The organism is Paenibacillus sp. S-12 (genome assembly GCF_030363895.1).
Taxonomy (GTDB): Bacteria; Bacillota; Bacilli; order Paenibacillales; family Paenibacillaceae; genus Paenibacillus_B; species Paenibacillus_B alvei.
This window is the reverse complement of the sequence record NZ_JASIUF010000003.1, coordinates 173,764-196,985: the sequence shown is the minus strand read 5'-3', so window position 1 is coordinate 196,985 and position 23,222 is coordinate 173,764. Positions and strand designations below refer to the sequence as shown.

Sequence of the window (23,222 nt, the reverse complement as noted above, 5' to 3'; positions counted from 1 at the left end):
CCTCGATCCCTCCACCCGCATAGCGGGTGGTTTTTTGTTTCGTGCGGTTCACGCACTCAACGGGCTAAAGCCCATAATCAACAAAAAAGGACGCTAACGATTAGCGTCCTCGTCTCTTACATTATTTCTTACCAAGGTATGTCGACATCATGACCTCCACCAAACATGACGACATAATGAACTGAAGTCTTGGCCGCTTGACACTTTACATCAGAGAGACCATTGGCAATCGAAGGAATTAACAACATTGATGCCATTAACAACGAAGCACACAATGTAATAATCTTTTTTTTCATACAAGATTCCTCCTAGTTTTTCAGCTCAGCGAACAACGCACTAAGCTTTTTCATCATTTCAAAATCATCTTCAAATGACTTCATATGTTCAAAGATAAGCTCCAAGCATTCATAAATTTGCTTATGCTCACTTAAATCGGCAAATATTTTTGCGCTATCAACAAAATTTTCAATGGCCTCTTTCTTTCGATCCAGTTCCAGCAAATACTTACCCTTGTTTACAAAATAATGCGCGCGGCCTGAAATGGAGACAGGTGTGTTCGAGCTCTGAGCCAAAAATTCACTTTCACGTTGGATCAGTTCACCAGCTGCTTCCATATCATTATTGTTGCAATATATTTCAAGTAACGAGTTTACGATATTCAATTTGTATGAAGAAATATCCAAGCACTTCTGTAACTGAGACGTCGCTAATTCAATGTTACCCTTTTGTTCATTGAGCTTTGCTGTCATGAAATCTACATTTTCCTTTACAAATGAAAAGCTAAACAAACTAAATATTTTCAAATACTTTTCTGCCATCTCATATTGTTCTAGACGGTAGTAAGAATTACAAATACCTAAAGTAGAGTAGGCACTAAAACTGCTTTCGGCATCTTCTTCAATAATAGCCTTCTTGCATAGCTCAATACACTCGTCAAAACGCTTTAAATTATACGCATGGATACCTAGCTTGTAATATAAAGTTGCTTTTTCCTCACGAGAAAGAAATTCGACATAATGGAGCACATACTGCCCGGATTGATAAGTTGCCTCCATTTTCGAGAAATCGTCCCGTTCAATTAAATACTTATGTAAAGTTCCTCTCGCAACAAAGCGCTGAATTCCATGACTTCTTGCATAGGTAATAACGATGTTCAGTAATGAGAGCTTTAGCTCATTATCGTTCGCTATTTCTTGAATCACATGGAAGAGCTTGTCCAACAGAACTTCGCTTTCTTCATTGCGGGATGCAAGTAAATTGGAAGCTATCTCGGCTGACAAGGAGTAGTCCCCACTCGATGTTGAATTATGCAATAATCCGAACCAAGTGTCTGAACGATGGTCAGTCAAAGACAAGGCATCGATCACTTCGCGCAGCGGAACGTTCAAAACGGAAATAATGGGTTGTATGGTCGCGTAATCAGGCCGTTTAATGTCCCCATTCTCAATCTTGGAGATGCTGCCTCGGTTAATTTGTGTCAACTCCGCTAATTTCGCTTGCGTCATTGAGCGTTCATACCGATAACGTTGTATCAATTCTCCTAATGTCGAATAAACAGCACTGACAGAACCCACTCCATCACCTCCTTATTATGGAATTTATTGTCTATATTCTATCATTATATATATCTCTTGTAAATCCCTCACTATCCAACAAAATTAATATTTATTCGACTCCTTCCATCTAACAGGAAAGGCAAATTAGCGAACATGTTTTGTCGATAGTCTCGTGTTGATCCTTGTCGTTCCCGAGCAGCTTCCCTATACCGTTAAGCATAGCAAAGTTTGTACAGTCATCCAAACCAAAAAAGCTGCTCGGGCCCGTATGCCCAAAACAGCTTAATGATGATCTTATCGAATTTCAGACGGACTCCGTCCTGTATATTGCTTGAATTGGCGGCTGAAGAAGAAGATGTCCCGATATCCTAATGCATCCGCCACTTCCGTCACATTCATGCCCGCATGGTGCAGCAGATGCTCCGCACGTTCAATCCGAGAACGAATAATATAGGTTTGTACAGACATCCCGATCAGCTCTTTAAATTTCACAGAGAAATAACGTGGGGATAATTGTGCTCGCTTCGCCAAATGCTGAATGCGATGGTTTGCACCTGGATTTTGCCTGATGTAATTGGCGATTTCGTGAATGGATTCCGCAAGCTGATGACTTGTTTTCCGCTCATCCGGCTCTTCCTTGTCTCCACGCAGCAAATGAATCATCAATTGCTTCAGCACAAGCTGTGCTTCCACTTCCGCCCCATACGTATCCCGCAGGAACAAGCGCACATATCTAGCAAGCAAGTGCTCGAAGTCAACCGTTTCACGCAGTTCTCTATACGGCACCGGAATGTCTGATAAGGACGCATCCACATCAAAATGAATATAAGTTAATGTCAACGGCTTTTGCGGATTATGTGTTGCAGACGTGTGATCGCCTGGCCGGAACAAGAAGCAGCTCCCTTTGCGAATCTCATAGGCTTCGCCGTTCAGAGTCAGCTCCCCTTCCCCGCTCCATACATAGAACAGGTCGTAGTTCGGCATTGGCTTCTCTCGCTTTTGCCATTTCCAATTCGGTTCACATGTAATCTTGGCACACGCCGGCTTCAGAACGTATTGTGTTGGTGATGCTTGTAACACGGTAGTGCCCCCTTCTTTCTCTCTAACATGGTCTCTACTCCGTCATATTAAGTCAATTTCATGTAGGATTGCTCGAAAAATTTGCACTATTTCACTATAGTACCATCACTTTTGCAAAATTTGAACCTCATTCTTAATCTCCAGACAGAATTCAAATGCGCGTCGCCTACTTCCTATAGGTAATGATAACCAATTCATCGTGACGAATGAAGAGCCAAAATGCTATAATAAAAAAAGTTATTTACAGGGCGTGTTCAATACATACATTGAACGAACCCTTACAATGATGGTGGAAGGATGGACGCCATGAACCAACTGGCTCAACAATTGAACGAAACAATTCAACAGCACAATCCGAACATTTATGCCATGCTCTCCCGACTCGCACAGCAAATCTACTTCCCGAAAGAAGGGATTTTGAGTCAATCGGCTGAAGCGAAAAGCAAAGCAAAAGCGGCGTTCAATGCCACGATAGGCATCGCAACAGAAGGCGGCACTCCAATGCATCTTAGCGTCATCCAGGATACACTGTCCGCTTATGCCCCTGCCGATATCTATCCCTATGCACCGCCAGCGGGCAAGCCTGAACTGCGCAAGGCATGGAAGGAAAAAATGCTTAAGGAAAACCCATCATTGCGCAATGCGACAATTAGCAATCCAATTGTGACGAATGCATTGACCCACGGTCTAAGCATTGTGGCCGATCTGTTCGCAGATGAAGGCGATGTCGTTGTTCTACCGGAAAAGAACTGGGAGAATTACGAGCTTACATTTGGCATTCGCCGCAATGCAGAGATGGTTTATTATCCGTTATATAATGACGACTGGAAGTTCAACAGTACAGGACTGCGTGACGCTTTGCTTGCAAATAAGGACAAGGGCAAGGCAATCGTCGTGCTGAACTTCCCGAACAACCCTACCGGCTATACACCTGGAAGAGAAGAGGGCGAGCAAATTGTCGCAGCCTTGCTCGAAGCGGCAGAAGCAGGCATGCGTCTTGTCGTAGTAACCGATGATGCGTACTTCGGTCTCTTCTTCGAAGATTCTATGCACGAATCCTTATTCGGAAGATTGGCTTCTCTTCATCCGAACGTGCTTCCAATTAAGGTCGACGGGGCTACGAAAGAAGAGTATGTATGGGGCTTCCGTGTAGGCTTCATTACGTATGCGGCTGAATCCGAAGCTTTACTCTCTGCCTTGGAGCAGAAGACAATCGGCATCATCCGTGCTACCATTTCCAGCGGGCCTCACCCTTCGCAGACTTTCGTACTTCATGCCCTTCAATCTGCTGATTATGAATCGCAAAAGCAAGCGAAATTCGATCTGATGAAGGCACGCGCGAACAAAGTGAAGGAGCTGCTTGACAGCGGCAAGTACGGAGACAAGTTGAGCTATTATCCGTTCAACTCCGGGTACTTTATGTGCTTGAAGCTTCATAATGTCAACGCCGAAGCCCTGCGCTTGCACCTGCTTGAGCAATATGGCGTCGGTACGATCGCACTCGGTGAAACGGATTTGCGTGTTGCATTCTCCTGCATAGAAGAAGATCAATTAGAGCAATTATTTGATATGATCTATCAAGGTGTGCTTGATTTAACGAAATAATAAGGGACTTGAGCAATCGCCAAATACCTATATCGTATAACGAATAGAGCCGTCGAGGGAGTGTAACAACTTCATCGGCGGTTCTTTTTTAAGTTCCCTCAGATTTCCCGCCTATTTGACATCCCCTAGTAAAATGAAGTTTTCCTCTAAAAAAATGAAGCAATGCGAAATATCACTCCCCAAGCCTATTATTTTATGTTACAATCTTCCAATGTTGCGTATTTGTTCATATAAAAAGGGGGATGTCCATGCGATTCATCGAAACATCGCCATTTGCAACCGCTGATATGACCTCTAACGAATTACTCTTTTGCGGCAAAGCAGATATTCAGGACGATGCCACATTGTCTGAACGCTGGCTGCTGATTTCCAAAGATGAGATCTTCATATGTACTTCTTCAGGGAAATTGGTAAGACATGTTCTTGTAAGCGCTGTCAACAATTGCAGAACGAGTGATTCGATTGGTGGGTCACAGCTTATTGCAGATACCGAGAACGGGGCAGTTGTCCTCGTTCGATACACGTCGATGCAAAATGCGAAGTTCGCTTATGCCTGCCGGCTGCTGCAAGCACTTATCAAGGAGGAGGAGCTTCCTATACCGTCTGCTGACGACCTGCCTAAACGCTGCAGCAAGTGCGGGGCTCAGCTCATCAATCACTATGCGAATTGTCCTCGCTGTACCGACAAAGTAAAGGCGTTCAAGCGTGTCTTAGAATATGCCAAGCCATTTAAAAAATGGATGGGGATTACTTCACTGCTTGTTATCGTCACGACCTTAATTGAACTTATCCCGCCTTACCTCACGAAAATTATTGTAGATGATGTTTTGCAGCCAACCCATCCTGCTGCATCCCTGCTTGCATTCGTTCTAATGCTTGGTCTCGTCCAGCTTACCCTGTCGGCCATGACAACAATTCGCGGCTATATTGGCGTCCACACCGGAAGCAAGCTGATGCACAACATTCGTGAAGATGTATATCGTTCCCTTATGAGGCTGTCGTTAGGCTACTTCGACCGCCGCCAGACATCACAATTTATCGGTCGAGTCAATCATGACGCAGAGGCACTCAACCAATTTTTAAATGAAGGGATCATATGGGTATCCAGCCAAGTGCTGCTTATTATATCGATTTTTATGATGATGGGATCATTAGATTGGCAGTTAACATTGCTCGCACTCCTTCCTGCCCCGATTATCATGTTTTTCTCGTTTGTCATTTGGCCGATTACTCATCAACGCTGGTATATGCATTGGAGAGCCCTCTATCATGTCAATACAATCGTTGGGGATACCTTACAGGGCATTCGGGTAGTGAAGGCATTCGGTCAAGAAGAGAAGGAACGCGGCCGCTATAGTGAAGCGAATGATGCGCTGATGAGGCAAACGATCCGGGTCAACAGCCTTTGGGCGGGCATCTCTCCCTTTTTTTCACTCATTATTCAATCTGGATTGCTGCTTGTCTGGTACGTGGGCGGGCAATCTGTACTCGGACAGGAAATGACACTAGGAACACTTATGGCGTTCATAGGATACATGGGGATGTTCTTCGGACCGCTTCGCTGGTTCAGCCAAGCCGTAAATTGGACCAGCCGTGCGTTCGCCGCAGCAGGCCGTATTTTTGAAATTATCGATACGAAACCGGAAGTCCCGGATCACGAACAGGCATTGGCTTTGCCATACGTATACGGCGAGGTGAAGTTTGAAAACGTCAGCTATGGCTATGAGAAGCATCGGCCTGTTTTGAAGGAAATTTCATTTACTGTACAGCCTGGGGAAATGATCGGCATCGTCGGCCATTCGGGAGCAGGCAAGTCTACACTCATCCATCTTCTCTGCCGCTTCTATGATCCGGACAATGGCACGATACGTATTGATGGAACAGATATTAAGGACATGAAGCAGGATAGCTTGCGCCAGCATATTGGCGTCGTCCTGCAGGAGACCTTCCTATTCGACGGTTCTGTAGCCCAAAATATAGCCTATGCCAAGCCTGACGCAACACCGGCTGAAATCATGCGGGCTGCTAAAATCGCAAATGCACACGACTTTATCATCCGTATGCCGGACGGATACGATACACGTGTCGGGGAACGAGGAACCCGCTTGTCTGGCGGCGAGATGCAGCGCATTGCTATCGCCCGCGCCATTCTTCATGACCCCGCGATCCTCATTCTTGACGAAGCTACTGCTTCCGTCGATACCGCTACTGAACGCCAAATTCAAGAGGCCATGATGCGGCTGATTTGTGGCCGGACGACCTTTGCCATTGCACATCGCTTGTCCACGCTTCGCCATGCGAATCGCATCATCGTGCTGGATCAAGGCAAGCTGGTCGAGGCCGGTTCCCATGAGCAGCTTCTCGCTCAAAATGGGGTGTATGCGAAGCTTGTACAAGCTCAGCAGGAAATGTTTGAAATGAAAGGGGAGTATCTCTTTGCCTGATAGCTCTATCCCATTAGTAGAAGATATCCGTTATTTGCCCTCCACCGTATCTTTTCGCCATACCGAAGGAGGAGTGCTGGAATTGAAAGAAGAGGACAATGTAATACCTGAAGTGTCGATATATCGCGCATTTCCATTCTCTCATGCCGAGTGCTACTTATCTGTTCGGGATCGCGATGGCAAGGAAATCGGCATTGTACAGGAATTGCAGCAACTGGACATGAACAGTCAAGCTGCTATCCAGCTCGAATTGAAACGAAGATACTTCATTCCGAAGGTGAACACTATAGTAAGCATACGAGAGAAGAACAATGTATGGAAATGGGATGTCCTTACGGATAGAGGATCGTTGAGGTTTGAGCTGGAAACATTGCACGAGCATGTCCAGCCGTCCCCAGACGGCGGTATGATCCTCATTGACAGCTTCGGTCGACGCTGTATCGTCCCGCCGGCATCTGAGCTGGACGATGGAAGCAAACGATGGTTGAATCGGCTGTTCTAACCGCAACAAAAGCCAGCGAAGGCGTGTACCCTGCCTTCACTGGCTTTGCTCATTTTCATATATCGCTCTCTTCTTGATTCATTTATGATGTAACAACATCGTCCAGATTATATGGTTCGCCCTACTCCCCGGCTTAACCAGACGAAGTCAACATCTTCCCAGTCCATATCGATCTCCGGCAAGACAGGCTGCCCATCAGATTGCGACGTATTCCCTGGAACATTGACCGTTTGCTCCATTCGTATCCCTACAATCGGATAATTTCGTGTGGCGTGAACACCGAGAATTTGCTCAGCAGCTAGGCGAACATAACTGACATGCTGCTTCCAGCATCCCGCTTCATAGGGCAGCAGCACCGTAAGCTGGATATCATAGCCTTGGGCTGCTAAGCGTTGTTCGGCTCGGAACAGTGCTTCTGCCTGCATGTCGATCCATTCCACAACTGTATTGGATAACATGCAATTGACCTCGCTCCCGGAATGGAGCCACTGCTTCCATTGCTTGAGCTTCAGCCACTGCTGATGTAAGCGATGCCGCTCCATCGATCGGTCTGAGTCAGCCGCCAAGCGTTGAATCACTTCCATCCTTAGATCCAGATCAGCGATACTTGGCAGCAGCAGCACGATCGGTGCATCAAGTAAGCGCACATATCCATGTATGGCTGCATTTCGATGAAGGCTGTCCAGCATATGTTCATATTCTGCTGTCATAAGCGGGAGAAGTTTCTGAAGCGCTGCCTCCCGTTCGATGGTTGTTCCTGCAAGCAGGATCTCCCGTATCAGCCGCACACGTCCAGACTTCAATAGCAAGTAATGACATGGCGCCAGCAGCAATTTATTGTACCCTGCTTCTGAAGCAGCTTGCACATCTTCAGGACTGTTGCAGCAGGCAATGTGTATGCTGCTGGATTGGGTCGTATTCGAAATAATGCCCGTGTGCTCCGTTTCCCTCCATAGCGTGCCAACATGGGGAATGTGCTGCTGTTGCAGTTCAATAACCTGAATGCTTGTCGCACTGCTGGAATTGTCATGGAACTGAGCATTCGTACCATGCCATTGCTCCGCCTGATTCGAACTAAGCTTCAATGTACTGTACCTCTCTCTCCGCCACTGCTTGCTCTTTGCAATCCCGTTTATTGCACTCCACATAGTACACGATGACTTTTTCCGTATCTTGCTCGGCAATGATCCGATCACACTTTTTGCATATAATTGTCCCGAGCAATAGCTGACGGCGTCCTTGTTCCATCGGACATTCACCTCTCCCTTCATCTACATGACGGGAATCCCCTGCTGAATTCAATTGGCTGCATATTTGAAGCTGATAGCGGATTCATCCATTCCATTACCATAACTATGACGTCACAATGTATCGTATTCTTTCCCCTGCTGGTTAGTTCAAGTATGAAAGCACAAAATAATCTACATATACCTGCCTTTTTTCGGACATACACAGTAAAAAGGACAAAGAAGCAACGTTATTTCCATTTTGAAATAGAGAGAGTAGATAAAAAAAGCAAGCTTCGCTCCTGTAGCGTCGTATATTGTCTCACGGACTGGAGCTACTTCGATGCGAACCTTGCCGATCTCCATCATCTGCGAGCGCAGATCATGACCTTGGATAAATTGTAAGAGTGCAAGTCTTAAAATATGAGTGTAAATATGATACACGTTACAAAAAAAGAGGTTCATGCAAGTCAAGAAGCGACGGCGACTTGGCGCCGCTTCCTCCTCAATATTTAATTCCGGATGCATCTGTATGAAGAAGCTTTCCCCTTTCTTCACTAAATAGGGGTCGATCGTTATCTAAGATGCCGTTCTAGGAACCCTTTATTTTGTAATCTATATGCTTCCTATTATACTTAATCCTCGTCATCCTTGCGTGGTTTCGATCGTTTCCATCTGGTTAACGCCACGATAAGCAAGCCTGCTCCGATCATGGCCAGCTTGAATGCGACCGTTAATGGCCCGACTGCAATTGGCAGCAGCAGCACGATAGCTGCCAGCGCATGGACAACCGTACTAGCGTATAACGCCGCTTCATGGCGAGCATGATTGGGAAGCGGATATACTTCGTTCCATACATCATGACGATGAAAGGCAAAAACAGCTCCCATCTGTGTGCCAATCACGAACACAACTGCCGCATAAAGCAGCATGCTCCACTCCGTTGCATTTGTCCAAAACAAGAGCACAGCGCCAATAACGACCAGCCTCATAATGATGCCAAGCAGTTCACTTCGTGATAATGTCTTCATGAGTAAATATCGATAAGCAAATTGCTTGTTCAGCGCAAAGCGATTTCCTATAAAATTGAGCCATGGCCGCGCATATCGACGTTCATCTGTTGCCGGAAGATCTACGAAACCGCTCAAAAATAAATAGACTCGTCCTTCATGCGCTTTCTCCGCCTCAAAGTGTGCCTCCCAAGGAAAGCGCAAAGTTCTCCCTGTTACCAACCAGCCCATATAGGCCAAACCGCTGATTCCAATGAATAGGAGCGAAGAAGGCACACTGAGCCACAGCCAGCAAGCAGTGGCTCCCCAAGACCATAGGTAACGGATATACCTGGCAGCAATTCGAAGACGCTTGTCACTGTAATGTCGCTCTTTCCAAGCGCCGAATGCAGCTACAGCCTTAATCAGCAGCAGCAGCGCTAAGCTCAGGATGAAGCTCTTTGGATGATCCTCTGCACGGCTGTACAATGGCCATAGCACACACCATACTGCGACAAGAAGTACTGTTCGCGGCCATAGGCTATAGCGCACACTTCTCTTCATATAGCCTGACATTTGGTGCTCAATGCGAAGCAGGAATGCAAGATCAGCAGGCCGCAGCAATGTACGATATGTTGTATACGCCACCGTAGGCGCTACCAATAACAGAGCAACCTCCTTGATCGGAAAAGAGGGCGGAATCTGTTCGATGAAGGACGCATATAATGCCGTCCCTGCCACGAGGACAAATAGCACGAGCGCCCCCAGACCGCTCTGGATGACATAACGCATATAGGGCATAACCTTGCCCCAAAATTCTCGCTTGCGACTTGTCCATAATGCTTCCGGATGCAGCAGCGCCTCCGTCAAAGGAGTAACGGTAGTCGCCTCTTTGGTTCGAGTCTGTGTCATCGAGGCACACCATCCACAGGGCCTGTTATACGTTCATCACTCACCCACGCATAGAATAGCTCCTCAAGCCGCTCCTCGGCCCGTGTACCGGACTTGGCCGCATATTGATCTTGCATCTCTTGAACCGATCCTGCTCCGAGAACCCTGCCTTGATGCAGAAGTACGAATGAATCACAATAATGCTCGATCGTCGATAAAATATGTGAACTTACCAATAAGGAAGCTCCCTCGGCCTGAACCTGCTTCATATATTGCAGCAGGGAGCGAATACCGAGTGGATCCAGTCCAAGAAAAGGCTCATCGATAATATATAAGGGCGGGCGAACTGCGAATGCGCACATGAGCATCGTCTTCTGCCGCATCCCCTTCGATAAATGCTGTGCAGCCTTATCCAGATGCGCGGTCATGTGGAACAATTCCGCAAGCTCCTGCACCCGCTTCTCAAATACTCCTTGTTCGACGCCATAAGCAGTAGCCGTCCATACAAGATGCTCGCGCACGGTTAGCGCATCATAGAGGATCGGTGATTCCGGCACATAAGCGATCGCAGCCCGGTACGCTTCTGCATCCTCCGCAAGTGTTTTTCCATTTATAGCAACGGTTCCTGCTTGCGGTTCAAGCAGACCTAATATATGCTTCATCGTCGTACTCTTTCCTGCACCGTTCAATCCAATGAGACCTACCATTTCACCAGCATTCACCTGCAAGGATATGTCATGGAGTACGGGCCTTCCTGTACTGTAGCCGCCTGTTAGACGATCAATCTTCATCAAGGGTTTCATTCCTCTTCACCTCACTAATTTCATTATAGCGAACAACCCGACAGGAAGCGAATGGATATCATGAACTGAAAATTAGTTGACACGGCAATCTATTAAATAAGCAAAAAAGCATTCACACATGAGTGAATGCTTTCATTCGCTAAATCTACATTTGCCATCTCGTCATACTCTATATATAAGTTGGTTAGCCTCCAGATTTAGTAGACGACCCTTCCTTCTTTTCTTTGGCTAGACGCGCCTTCTCAGCCTCGCGTGCCTTCACCAACTCTGCCTGTCCCTTCGCTTCCAATTCAGCAACTGCTTCGTTTACGGACTTCTTATTATCGATGATATCCTGCAAGGCTTTCCGCAACAATTGGCTATAAGGTTCATAAAATTCCATAGGAATATTTTTGTTGTAGCGCTCTGTGTTAGATTTCGGCTTGAGCATGTAGAACGGCTCCGTGCTTCTGCCGTCGATTTCTTTAAAAAATTGATTGCGGGTCGGAAGCTGTCCACTCAGCGTTCTGGAAGCGGCCTTTGCCATCTCCGTACCGTTGACAAACTTGACGAATTCCCAAGCCGCACGCTTGTTCGGAGAATCAGCGGCTATCGCATAGATTTCAGATAAAAATACATTGCCAGATTCTTCAGGCGTTGCCGGATCTACCGGTGCAGTAACAATATCCCAATCGATTTGCTTCGTTTCCTTGTCAAAGCGATAACGATCCTTTAATTGACGTGCATACCAAGTGCTCTCAACTATCATCGCTGCCTTGCCCTTCATAAAAGCATTATCCCCGACACTCATCATTCGTCCGTTCTCACCGCCGTTGTCTCGTGGCGGGATATATACCGCCTTCGACCGCACCGCATCGGTAGCAAGAGTGATTGCCTTCTTCCATCCATCTGAGTTAATGAGCAGTTTCTCACCCTTCTGGTCTACCAATTTCAAGCCGGAGGTAGAGACAATATTGTCCATAATTCGCTCCACATCACCATATTCCTGATACAAGCCGAACACTTGATTGTCACCTGATCCGATGCCAATAAAGCGCTTCGACAGATCAATGACCTCCTGCCAGCTCATCTTGTTGCGCGGCGGCTCAATATTGTGCTCCTTGAATAGTGCTCGATTATAGTACAGTACATTTGTATAGAAATAAGGTGCAAGGCCATACAAGGTACCGTTCCCTTTGGCCCGAATCATATCAACAAGACCAGGCATATAGCCTTCCAAATCAAACTTTTCCTGAGCAATGATCTCTTCTAAGTTGTACAATTTTCCGTCTTTTGCATAGGTTTCGAATGAGGAATCATCCAAGAATAAGACATCCGGCTTATGCTTTTCAAGGAATTTTTTCATTTCAGCTTCATAATCAAACGGCTCGCCATCCTTGCGATTCGCGTACATCTCCTCTGAGCTTACCACCTCAAATTCGATATCTGGGAACTTTACATTAAAATAGTTGCCATACTGTTGATAGAAGGATTCCTCGCTATAGTAGAGTACCTTAATTTTCCCTTTCCCTTCCTCAAGCTGTTCCAGTACCGGCTTCTCTCCGAGACATCCGCTTAACATAGAAGTAATCGTTAGTAGTAATATGACGAGCTTCGATTTCGTCCACACACACAACTCCCCTTCCTGTTTTTCCAAATATCAACAACAAGTATATAGACAAATTTTCCATATTACAACCAAATAATTATCATCCTACTAAAAAATCGTATATTTCTTCTCTCTGTCTCTATTCCAGCATGCATCTACTAACAAAAAAATCCGCCATAAAAGGTTTTATGACGGATTCTTCATATATCTTCAGTTCAATGCCTGTTTATTTTTTATCCTTTGATTTGGCCTTTTGCTCTTGATGCGCTTTATCCAACAATTGTTGACCCTTCGCTTCCAGCTCAGCCACAGCTTCTTCTACCGTTTTCTTATTATCGACGATCGCCTTTAGCGACTCTTCTACTAATGGATTGAAGTTCTTATTGAAGGTGTCTGGAACATTATAGTTCCCCCAAAATCCAGAATAGGATGTGCCCAATTTAGGTTTCAGTAAGAAGAATGGCTCGGTACTGCGGCCTTCGATTTCTTTGAAATAGTCCTTTCGTGTAGGAATTCGGCCGCTCACTGTACGTCCCGCAGCCTTCGCTATTTCAGGTCCGTTCACGAACTTGACGAATTCCCAAGCTGCCCGCTTATTTGGGGAATCCGCAGCGATCGCATAGATATCGGTTAAGTTCACATCGCTCGATTCATCAGGACTTGAAGGATCGATTGGCGCCGTTACGATATCCCAATTAATTTCCTTAAACTTCTTGTCATAAAGAGGGCGGTTTTTGATTTGCTGTGCAAACCAAGTCCCCTCTATTACCATTGCCGCCTTGCCCTGATAGAATGCTTCACCCCATCCAGTTTGACTCTCTTCGGGAGATGGAATGGCTATCGATTTGTCCCGCACGGCATCCGTCGCCATTTTAATTGCCTTTTTCCACCCATCCGAATTAATAAGCAGCTTTTCGCCCTTCGTATCGAACAAATTCAATCCAGCAGATGAGGCGATATTATTAACGATAAACTGAACATCTCCATAGGACTTATAAAATCCATAGATCTTATTGTCTCCTGAGCCAATACCAGTGAAGCGCTTCGATAAATCAATGACTTCCTGCCAGCTCATCTTATTGCGCGGCGGCTCGATATTATGCTCCTTAAATAAATCTCGGTTATAGTACATCACATCCGTATAGAAGGCCGGCGCTAATCCATATAAAGTGCCGTTCCCTTTAGACCGAAGCAAATCAACAAGCCCCGGCATATAGCCTTCCAGATCAAATTTTTCTTGGCTAATAATTTGATCCAGGCCATACAGCTTGCCATTTTGCGCAAATTTCTCAAACTGCTTCCCATTTAACATCATCACATCAGGCTTATTTTTCTCTATAAATTTCTCTAATTCTGCATCAAAATCGAATGATTCGCCTTCTCCTTGCTTCGCCGCCAGCTCTTTATAGCTGATAACTTCAAATTCGATATCCGGATATTTAATATTAAAATAATTGCCATAATCACTATAGAAAGATTCCTCACTATAATGAATAACCTTAATTTTTCCTTTTCCCTCTTCCAATTGATCCAATACCGGCTTCTCCCCAAGACAGCCGCTCATTAAGGCAACTACCGCAAGCAACAGCACGCCTATTTTCCACTTTGACGCCAATTCTTTCTCCCCTTCCGCTTTTTGTACATTTCATAGATTGAGTATATTTGTGTGTGTACATTTACTCATATATTATGACGCCACAGCCCAGTATTTGGTTTCCGCTATTGTACATTTATTTTTAAAATTCACCGTATACTATGAAATCTATGAATAATTCTCTTCTTTCTCCTATTTAAAATTTCCGTTTTCTACTTCTTTGCATCCACGTTTTCTTTCGCGCTTTCAGCCTCTTTTTTCTTTATCTCCTCAGCATGCGTCTTGTTCAGCAGTAGCTGCCCCTTCGCATCCAACTCATTGACGGCTTCCTCCGGTGTTATCTCGTGCTGCATGACCGCCTGCAAAGATTTGTCCAACAACTCATTGAATGGTGAGTAAAAGTCTTCCGGTACATGCTTATTGCCGTATCCCACCCAAAATCCCCAGCTTCCTTCAGGAGGCGAAGACTCCGTAGAGAGCCTTGGCTTCAACATATAGAATGGTTCCGTGCTTCGTCCTTCCAATTGTTTGAAAAATTGATGCCGCGTCGGCAGAGTGGATATCGGATTGCGGGAAGCAACCTTCTCCATGCTCAGCCCATTAACGAATTGGACAAATTCCCACGCAGCCCGCTTGTTGGTGGAGTCTGCCATTATCGCGTACATTTTTGTCAATCTGACCTTTGAAGACTCGTCGGGTCTTTTTAAATCGACTGGTACCGTAACCATGTCCCAATTCATCGTGCTCAATGTTTTATTGTGTAGAGGGGCACGCTGCAGTTCCTTCGCGAACCAAGGGCCATCCATAATCATGGCCGCCTTTCCCATGAGAAACAGGTTGTTCATCCCCTCTACTTGTCCGGGCGGGTAATTTCTCACCGCATCCGTTGCCATCTGCATGGCCTGCTCCCAACCATCCGATCGAATGCGCAGCTTCTCTCCCTTCGCATCAAAGACTTGAAGGGATAAAGTATTTGCGATATTAATCAATAAGCTGGAGGGACTTTGATATAATCCATAGATTTCATTGTCCCCCGTTCTCATCCCATCAAAGCGCTTGGATAAAGCCAATATTTCCTGCCAGCTCATCTGATTGCGCGGCAGCTCTATGTTGTACGCTTGGAATAAGTCGCGATTGTAATAGATCACTTCGTTATAAAAATAGGGAGTCAGCCCGTACAGTTTCCCTCTGCCTTTCGTGCGGATCATATCTATCAAGCCCGGCATGTAGCCTTCCAAATCGAATTTTTCCTGTGCAATAATATCATCCAGCGCATACAGCTTTCCTTGCTGCGCATACGTTTCGAACATGTGCTCACTTAGCAGCACGACGTCTGGCTTCTGCTTGTCCAACAGCTCTTCCATATCGGTTTCAGCAGTGCTGATGACCTCAACCTCAATATCCGGGAATTTGATATTAAAATAATTTCCGTAATCGCTGTAGAACGATTTTTCACTGTAATAGGTTACTTTTAGCTTTCCCTTGCCCTCGTCCAATGGCTCCAATACCTGCTTTTCCCCAAAGCACCCCGTTAATACAGACATCATACCCAGCAACAGTATGCTCGTCTTCCATCTCCTACTCACCATCCATTTCTCCTCCCTTTCAGCTTCTCATTTGCGTAAAACACTGAAATCTATGTACACAAATATAGTTCTCTACTAAAGTAGATGGAAAATTCAGCTCTTAGGTTCATATGATTCGAAAATCCATTTCATTTTTCTGTTTGCAGAATGTACATGAGAGGAGATCAAATTGCTTTCCGTATAAATAGTCATGCCTCTAACCGATGAGTGAAAAAGAAAAACCGCTGTAGATGCATCATCTACAGCGGCCTAATAACCAGCTCGCATTTATTCAACTTAACGACGCTTCTGCTTCTCTTTCAACCACTTCGGCGCGCCTTTATCTTTATCCTTGCCAGAACGCTTGTCCCGTGACTGAGAACGAGCCCCCGCCGATGACTTGCCGAACGGCTGCTTGGAAGCTGGCTTCGTCTTCGGACGACGGTCTGCATCATTCGAATCGATAATGCGGCCATCATAGTAACTGCGCTCATGGATAACAATCTCAAGCTCGCGCTCGAACTTTTTCATAATGAACTGCTCGCGAGGAGAGATCAGGTTGACAGATACGCCTTGACGTCCCATTCGACCCGTACGCCCTGCACGATGCACATAGTGCTCGGCATTCAATGCAGGCTGAGCGCTGAAGACGAATGGCAAATCAGGTATATCCAATCCCCGCGCAGCTACATCGGTTGCCAACAGCAACTGGAAGTGACCTTCACGGAAGCGTTTAAGGACATTAACCCGCTCCTGCTTCGGGGCATCGCCATACAACGAGGCGACTGACAAATGGGCATAGCTTAACTTCTGTTCCCATTCTGCAATTTCAGCAGAGTCATTGATGAACACGATCGCCTGCTTCGGATTCCAATGCCGAACGAGGCGTCTCAGCATATCAATCTTGTCCCGCTCCTCGCAAACGAACACAAGGTGCTCAATCGTATCAGCTATTCGCTTCTCCGGCTCAATACCAATGTTTACCGGGTCTTGCATCCAGCGCTCTGCAAGCGCCTTTACTTCTTCAGGCAATGTGGCGGAGAAGAATAAAAGCTGGCGATCACGCAGCGCGCTGCGCATAATATAATCCGTATCGCCTGCACCGCCCTTCTGCAGCACATGATCGACCTCGTCTACAACGATGGTGCGCACTTCGTGCATCTTTAGCTTGCGCATCTCTATCAGCTCACGGATTCGGCCCGGTGTGCCGATGACGAGCTGCGGGTGCAGCTTCAGCTTCTCTACCTGCCGCTTCAGTGCCGCGCCGCCGATTATCGCTGCAATCTGAATGCTGCTGCCCTCGCTGTAATATTCCGCTTCACGCACAATCTGCATCGCAAGCTCTTGTGTAGGCGCTACAATCACAGCCTGCGTTGTCCGCTCATTATGCTGTATGCGTGTTAGCACAGGGAGCAAATAGGCAATCGTCTTTCCCGTGCCCGTTTGCGATTGCGCAAGCACGTCGCGCCCTTCCAGTGCAGCAGGAATAGCAGCTAACTGAACCGGCGAAGGTTCCGTAATATGTCTGGCTTGCAGCCGCAGCTTCAGCTCTTCACGTATTGAAAATGATTCAAAGGTAGCACTCAACATGTATCGTTCCTCTCTATGGAAAGCGGTTCATATCCACTGAACATGAACATACCTTCCCTTTGTTCGCTGTACCCATTATATCGAAAAGAAGTCTCCGCTCCAACTTTCCAACTTCTGCTCATTATGATAGCCTAATCATACACACCTATAAAGTGAGGAGGTTGCTGCAAATGAATGACAACATGACCGCTTCATTCGACGCGCTCGTCGAAAAATATGCAGAGCTGCTGACTGGACACTCCGACCCAGCCACAGTTGAAAAGGTGAAGATGTGGGCGCTCTATAATCATATGCATAAAACAATGCCCAACTTGACCCGCCATTGGAACAATGCGAATCCGGAAGGCAAAGCAGGAGTTCGCGCACTATTTGAGGAAATTAAGCAAATGAATGAAGCGCACCGTGCCGATGGAGGCGATCAACAATAATCTTCACAGCTCAATAGGTATCGCTCAAGCACAAAAAAAGTCCGCTATCTCCCGATCTCAATACGAACAGGAGAAGCGGACTTCGCCATTTCAACCATCATTCAGCGCCACCAATGGTTACCTATCCTATTTCTTGTTCAACAGCTTCGAGGCAACACGATTCGATATCCGCGGGAACATGCCGTACAGCCTCGTTCCGAGCGCACCAAGCCACGGGAGATCCACTTCCTGCTTACGTGTCTCCATGACGCGGACAATATGACTTGCAACCTTCTCCGGTTCCATCATGAACCAGCGAATATTGTTTACATATTGCCCACTTGGATCCGCCTGATCGAAGAACGGCGTATTCACAGGGCCGGGGTTGACCGCTGATACTGCGACACCTGTTCCTGCCAGCTCCATGCGCAGAGCATTCGTAAAGCCGAGCACAGCGTGCTTCGTTGCCGTATAGCCTGCGGACTTCGGAGAACCAATCTTGCCTGCCATTGAAGCTACATTGATAATATGTCCTTCGCCCCGCGCCAGCATATGAGGCAGCACAGCCTTCGTGCAGCGCACCGTCCCCATGTAATTCACATCCATCATCGCGGCAAACTGCGAGATGGGCATATCCACCGTCCGCTCAAAAAATCCGAAACCTGCATTGTTCACTAAAATATCAATGCGCCCATACTTCTCCAACACAGCTGCAATACCGTGTGACACGTCCTCTTCATTCGTTACATCCATCGTATAGATGGCAGGTGAAGGCGTCACCGAGACAGCCGCAACTTCCAACTTTTCTTTAGAGCGTGCCGTTAAGATCGGAACAGCTCCCTTCGCAGCAGCTGCTTGGGCTGTCCAAGCTCCAATTCCGCTTGATGCACCTGTGATCAGAACAATCTTACCTTTCAGTTCCATCGCTCTACTCCTTTACCTTCCCATCCACACCGTTCACACCCTATGTATAGCAGCGCGGTTGGTCAGAACTGCGTCGCCGCATCAGGATACAACGTCGACTCTTTCACTATAGCCGATATGCATAAGTACATCAAATCGCCCAATTCCGTCCAATAATAGCGGCACAGCCATGGCCTCTAGAATAGGGCCTGCATGCTCAGCAGATATGAGCAATTGGGGAGGTGTTATGTCAACGCGCATGCCCTGATTGTACATCAGTGTCGTTGCGTTGCCACTAATCATGTTGCCTAGCTCTGAAATGGCGCTTTCACCTATAGCATCAAGGGATGCAAGAGGAAGTCCTCCCATCATAGCTGATGCCATTTTTAACGCCACGTCCTCATTCAAGCCAAATGCCACCTGCCCGGACAACTGCCCCGTCAGACCGACCTGGATGCGTAAATCATGCGTGCCGCTCCAATTCAACATTTGAAGCTCTCCCCGACTAGGACGGACTTGCACAATTTGTTCAATAACTGTGCTTGCCGATTGCAAAAAAGGATGAATCCATTCGGCTCTCATCTCAGCTATCTTTTCCCCTTTCCGACATTAATGGAGTATATTCGACACAATCCGATCGTCCTATATATCCACTTTTCTATGCCTATTATACTGAAAACGATTCATTCAAGCACTATCTGATTTATCATTTTCACAAGAAAAACATATCCAGATTTATATTTTGAGTATAAAGAACTACTCCTAGAGGTTTATTTCGACATATTTTCGTCGATCCAGCCTCTTTGCATTTCATGATGCTCAGCGCATCTTATAGCCAATTAACCTCGACAAAAGGATACAGGAGTATGCATTTGCAATGACCACCACTGCTCCTTGAAAACATTTCCACATCCTCTCATCACAACTCTTTGTTTCTTGTAAGCGTAACAAGTAATGGATCAGTTTGAAATGGATCATTTAAAAATCCGATAAATAACAAAAATGAATAAAATATGTAATAATTCTGTAACGAGTACATATGTGCTTTCCGATATAGTAATAGAGGTTATTCCGAAATTTTTACACTTGGTAGGAGAAATAAACTCAAGGAACGAGTAAGAGCATATCCTAAACTCACTCCTCTTTATCCTCTTCGCTACTACGAACATCGTTCGAATGATCAGGACTTGCCTTGAAGCTTTACTACTTTGCCAATTGCTTATACAACCAATCATTTCTCAACATCACAAGAAAGGACACCATGAATACAATGAAATGGTTATGCACGAGACTTCATCCGAATAACGATTCAATCGTATGGTTATTCGTTGCGGTTATACCTTACGTAGGGGGCGTCCAAGATGCATGAGCTCCGTCGCAACAATAGACGCTACATACCCGCTCTGGACGGCCTGCGAGCAATTGCTGTTCTGGCTGTCATTGCCTATCATCTGAATCTTGGATGGGCGCAAGGAGGCTTTTTGGGAGTCGGTATATTCTTTGTATTATCCGGTTATCTCGTAACGGATTTGCTGCTCGCCACAAGACAGCAGCGAGGCTCAATTGATTTGTACACATTCTGGGTACACAGAATGCGCAGACTTGTCCCTGCTCTCATTGCCATGCTGATGCTCAGCGTCGCTTGGCTCACGATATTCGATCCGTCGCGCTTGATACGACTTCGAGGGGATATTTGGTCAACCTTTATATACGGCAATAACTGGTATCTTATTTTTCATAATATTTCTTATTTTGACAGCTTCGGATCACCCTCACCATACCTTCACTTATGGTCTCTCGCCGTCGAGGGACAATTTTACTTGGTTTGGCCTTTATTGCTATTCCTTGGTATTAAGCTTGCACCGAGACGAGGTCAACTGCTAATTGGCATTGCAGCGGCAGCCACACTATCTGCCTTCGCAATGGCGTGGTTATACGAGCCAGGTACCGATCCAAGCCGAGTCTATTATGGGACAGATACGCGGGTATTTGCACTACTCATTGGAGCAGCCCTTGCCGTCGTGCTGCCTAGCAGACGTCTCGCTTCACAGTCAACGGGCAGAGCAAGCTTTGGCCTTGATGCCATTGGAGCTATCGGGTTAGGAGCTATCCTTTATATGATTTGGAAAATAAGTGAATATGATGATTTTCTATATCAGGGGGGATTCGTGCTGCTCTCCGTTCTGAGCGCACTTACGATTGCGGTGCTTGCCCATCCAGCCAGCCGCTGCAGCAAGCTGCTGAGCTGGGAACCTCTCGTATGGATTGGCAAACGATCCTATGGCATTTATTTGTGGCATTATCCGGTTATCATTCTTACCAATCCAGAAGTCAATACAAGCGGCTTCGATTGGTCGCGTGCCGTTTTGCAAATAACAGCAAGTGTACTGCTCGCCGCCTTATCTTGGCGCTATATCGAGCAGCCTATCCAGCGCGGATACCTCTCCTATCTGTGGCATAAGGCTCGTACAGAACGAGATGCTTGGCACCGGTTGTCATGGAAGCATTGGTCTGTATCGGCCTGCTGCGTCCTGCTGCTCACTTTGTTTTATGTCGGCATGAGCAGCCGCTATCCAGTAGATGCCGCTCAATCGACCGTGGGAAGACAAGAGTCAGACAATCAACTTATGATAACGCAAGATGAACTAGGAGCAGCCTCGCAGGCTCAAAAAAAAGAACATCATGGTTCCAACATGATCAAAGAACCTGAACAGAAAGATCAGAAGCAGCCTGCTGGATCTTCCAATCACATTAAAAAGCCTGACGGTTCGGGGCACAGCAAGCCCAATCCTGCCGAATCGCAGCAAAATGCCAAGGATAAGCAAACCGATGCCAAGCAAGCTGATGGCCGACAACCAAAACGCTCTAATCCGCCATCCAACGGAATTTACCCCCCCAATACGAAGCAGAAGTGGTCGGTGACAGCAGTTGGGGATTCTGTCATGCTGGATGTTGCTCCTTATCTAATCAAGCATCTGCCGGGTGCCGTGGTTGATGCTCAAATTGGAAGACAGATGTCCGAAGCCGGCAATGTGCTTCAGGAGCTAAAAAAGGCCGGAAAACTGGGCCGTTGCGTCATCATTGCCCTCGGAACGAATGGTATATTCGGTGAAAAGCAGCTCAACAAACTCATTGAGTCGCTTTCTGGTGTAGAGCATATTATTTTCGTCAATACCCGCATGCCTGAGAAATGGGAAAGCAAGATTAACGAACTATTGGCAAAAACGGCTGCTGCCAATCCAAAAGTCACTTTAGTCGATTGGTACAGCGCTAGTGAAGATCAAGACGATTATTTTGAGCCGGACGCTACTCACCTCGTCCCTAAGGGAGCCAAGGCCTATGCCGCCTTATTGGCAGAAGCGGTGCAGTCACTTCCGAGATCCAAGACGGAATCTCCCGCTCCTACCAACAAGAAAACAGCAGCAACTCGTTCTTAACATCATGATCACGCACACGCGGGCATACAGAAAACATACAGAACGTACGTGATACTTGTTCCTCGCAATCATGCGCTGTCCTTAATCAACTATCATGTTTACTGACGGGTCTCGCCATATCTGCATATGGCAGACCCTCTTCCTTTACCAGCCAGAAAGAAAGGAACTAAGGCGATTATCTGTCCTTGTCATTTCACGATTCGCAGCATGAATAACTTGTACGCTATAATAAACATATGATGATCGTATTCAAAAGTATGACATCCCTTGCAAATTCGAGAAAAGGAGCCTAACTCATGACGATGAATAGACTATCAGAGCAGGAAAAAGAAGGCGTTTACAAAGCGATATATAACCGCAGAGATATTCGCACCTTCCTTCAACAGCCCGTGTCCGATGAGCTGCTGGTTAAATTGCTGGAGGCCGCTCATCACGGGCCGTCAGTGGGCTTCATGCAACCATGGAACTTTATCGTGATCAAAGACGCCGAGACCAAAGCCAAGCTGGCTGAGGTTGTAGACCGGGAACGCCGTGCCTTGGCTATCCATTATGAAGGTACAGATCGCGACACTAAATTTATGGAAATTAAAATTCAAGGCATCCTGGAGGCTCCCGTCACAATCTGCATCACATGCGATCCTTCGCGTGGCGGCGATCATGTGCTGGGCCGCAACTCTATTCCTGAGACCGACATTATGTCCGTAAGCTGCGCCATTCAAAATATGTGGCTTGCTGCCTATGCCGAAGGCTTAGCAATGGGCTGGGTCAGCTTCTACAAGAAGCCAGACATTCGGCGCATCCTCAACATCCCGCTTCATATCGATCCTACTGCACTCATCTCCATTGGGTATACTGAGGACTATCCAGAACGGCCACTGCTTGAAGCTTACAACTGGGAGAAGCGAAAAGTATTAAGTCACCTCGTTTACGATAACCAGTGGGGCACCTCATCCAGCTTGCTGTAACCAAACCGATCATACTGGTACAACAAAGCCTTCCATCCCACATAAGGAGATGGAAGGCTTCTTTATGATGAACACGA

19 protein-coding genes are annotated in these 23,222 nt (G+C 46.5%); 6 read left to right on the top strand and 13 right to left on the bottom strand.

Features of this window, described 5'->3' with window-relative positions; genetic code table 11:
• Positions 1-128: 128 nt before the first annotated feature.
• The 3 genes from NO352_RS02290 to NO352_RS02280 all read right to left on the bottom strand — a co-directional run bounded on the left by NO352_RS02290 (position 129) and on the right by NO352_RS02280 (position 2,636).
• Entirely contained in the window at positions 129-296 is a 168-nt protein-coding gene (locus NO352_RS02290; protein ID WP_005550972.1) for a hypothetical protein, read from the bottom strand.
• A gap of 12 nt (positions 297-308) precedes the next feature.
• Positions 309-1,574 carry a helix-turn-helix domain-containing protein gene (locus NO352_RS02285; protein ID WP_005550973.1) on the bottom strand — a complete coding sequence of 422 codons (1,266 nt, stop codon included), beginning with the start codon at positions 1,572-1,574 and terminating at the stop codon, positions 309-311.
• Between the two features lie 276 nt (positions 1,575-1,850).
• Positions 1,851-2,636, bottom strand: a complete 786-nt coding sequence (locus tag NO352_RS02280) for a helix-turn-helix domain-containing protein (RefSeq protein ID WP_268620032.1) — start codon at positions 2,634-2,636, stop codon at positions 1,851-1,853.
• Between the two features lie 306 nt (positions 2,637-2,942).
• Between NO352_RS02280 and NO352_RS02275 the strand changes: the two genes are divergently transcribed.
• The 3 genes from NO352_RS02275 (at position 2,943) to NO352_RS02265 (ending at position 7,187) form a co-directional block, all read left to right on the top strand.
• The gene (locus NO352_RS02275) at positions 2,943-4,241 is read left to right on the top strand and encodes an aminotransferase class I/II-fold pyridoxal phosphate-dependent enzyme (RefSeq protein ID WP_289354838.1); all 1,299 of its coding nucleotides are present in this window, start codon (positions 2,943-2,945) and stop codon (positions 4,239-4,241) included.
• A 248-nt stretch (positions 4,242-4,489) separates the two neighbouring features.
• The gene (locus NO352_RS02270; protein WP_289354837.1) at positions 4,490-6,685 is read left to right on the top strand and encodes an ABC transporter ATP-binding protein; all 2,196 of its coding nucleotides are present in this window, start codon (positions 4,490-4,492) and stop codon (positions 6,683-6,685) included.
• A complete protein-coding gene (locus NO352_RS02265; RefSeq protein ID WP_005550980.1) occupies positions 6,678-7,187 on the top strand; it encodes a DUF1854 domain-containing protein in 510 nt (169 codons plus the stop codon). Before NO352_RS02270 ends, NO352_RS02265 begins: the two co-directional genes overlap by 8 nt.
• 107 nt (positions 7,188-7,294) lie before the next feature.
• On the opposite strand, the gene NO352_RS02260 is transcribed toward NO352_RS02265, so the two are convergent.
• The 8 genes from NO352_RS02260 to NO352_RS02225 form a co-directional block, all read right to left on the bottom strand.
• A complete protein-coding gene (locus NO352_RS02260; protein ID WP_289354836.1) occupies positions 7,295-8,272 on the bottom strand; it encodes a hypothetical protein in 978 nt (325 codons plus the stop codon).
• The gene (locus tag NO352_RS02255) at positions 8,262-8,435 is read right to left on the bottom strand and encodes a GapA-binding peptide SR1P (RefSeq protein WP_005550983.1); all 174 of its coding nucleotides are present in this window, start codon (positions 8,433-8,435) and stop codon (positions 8,262-8,264) included. Before NO352_RS02255 ends, NO352_RS02260 begins: the two co-directional genes overlap by 11 nt.
• A 613-nt stretch (positions 8,436-9,048) precedes the next feature.
• The gene (locus NO352_RS02250) at positions 9,049-10,314 is read right to left on the bottom strand and encodes an ABC transporter permease (protein WP_005550985.1); all 1,266 of its coding nucleotides are present in this window, start codon (positions 10,312-10,314) and stop codon (positions 9,049-9,051) included.
• Entirely contained in the window at positions 10,311-11,096 is a 786-nt protein-coding gene (locus NO352_RS02245; protein WP_005550987.1) for an ABC transporter ATP-binding protein, read from the bottom strand. The genes NO352_RS02250 and NO352_RS02245 overlap by 4 nt, the downstream gene beginning before the upstream one ends.
• Positions 11,097-11,280: 184 nt before the next feature.
• Positions 11,281-12,705 carry an ABC transporter substrate-binding protein gene (locus tag NO352_RS02240; RefSeq protein ID WP_268599828.1) on the bottom strand — a complete coding sequence of 475 codons (1,425 nt, stop codon included), beginning with the start codon at positions 12,703-12,705 and terminating at the stop codon, positions 11,281-11,283.
• Positions 12,706-12,910: 205 nt separating this feature from the next.
• Entirely contained in the window at positions 12,911-14,299 is a 1,389-nt protein-coding gene (locus tag NO352_RS02235) for an ABC transporter substrate-binding protein (protein ID WP_005550990.1), read from the bottom strand.
• Between the two features lie 191 nt (positions 14,300-14,490).
• Positions 14,491-15,867: an ABC transporter substrate-binding protein gene (locus NO352_RS02230; RefSeq protein ID WP_268620028.1), complete on the bottom strand. Its 1,377-nt coding sequence runs from the start codon at positions 15,865-15,867 to the stop codon at positions 14,491-14,493.
• A 273-nt stretch (positions 15,868-16,140) separates the two neighbouring features.
• Positions 16,141-17,433 carry a DEAD/DEAH box helicase gene (locus tag NO352_RS02225; RefSeq protein WP_005550995.1) on the bottom strand — a complete coding sequence of 431 codons (1,293 nt, stop codon included), beginning with the start codon at positions 17,431-17,433 and terminating at the stop codon, positions 16,141-16,143.
• A 170-nt stretch (positions 17,434-17,603) separates the two neighbouring features.
• Between NO352_RS02225 and NO352_RS02220 the strand changes: the two genes are divergently transcribed.
• Positions 17,604-17,861: a YusU family protein gene (locus tag NO352_RS02220; RefSeq protein ID WP_268620026.1), complete on the top strand. Its 258-nt coding sequence runs from the start codon at positions 17,604-17,606 to the stop codon at positions 17,859-17,861.
• Positions 17,862-17,987: 126 nt separating this feature from the next.
• Here the strand turns inward: NO352_RS02220 and NO352_RS02215 are convergent, their stop codons facing one another.
• Both NO352_RS02215 and NO352_RS02210 read right to left on the bottom strand, forming a co-directional pair.
• On the bottom strand, positions 17,988-18,764 hold the full coding sequence (locus NO352_RS02215) for an SDR family NAD(P)-dependent oxidoreductase (RefSeq protein WP_005550997.1): 777 nt from the start codon (positions 18,762-18,764) through the stop codon (positions 17,988-17,990).
• Between the two features lie 81 nt (positions 18,765-18,845).
• On the bottom strand, positions 18,846-19,325 hold the full coding sequence (locus NO352_RS02210; RefSeq protein WP_040736915.1) for a chemotaxis protein CheX: 480 nt from the start codon (positions 19,323-19,325) through the stop codon (positions 18,846-18,848).
• 779 nt (positions 19,326-20,104) lie between these two features.
• Here NO352_RS02210 and NO352_RS02205 point away from each other — a divergent pair.
• Together NO352_RS02205 and bluB are read left to right on the top strand one after the other, a co-directional pair.
• A complete protein-coding gene (locus NO352_RS02205) occupies positions 20,105-22,180 on the top strand; it encodes an acyltransferase family protein (RefSeq protein ID WP_289354835.1) in 2,076 nt (691 codons plus the stop codon).
• A gap of 302 nt (positions 22,181-22,482) precedes the next feature.
• Positions 22,483-23,145 (top strand): 5,6-dimethylbenzimidazole synthase, encoded by a 663-nt coding sequence (gene bluB / locus NO352_RS02200; RefSeq protein ID WP_289354842.1) that lies wholly within the window; start codon positions 22,483-22,485, stop codon positions 23,143-23,145.
• Positions 23,146-23,222: the final 77 nt, after the last annotated feature.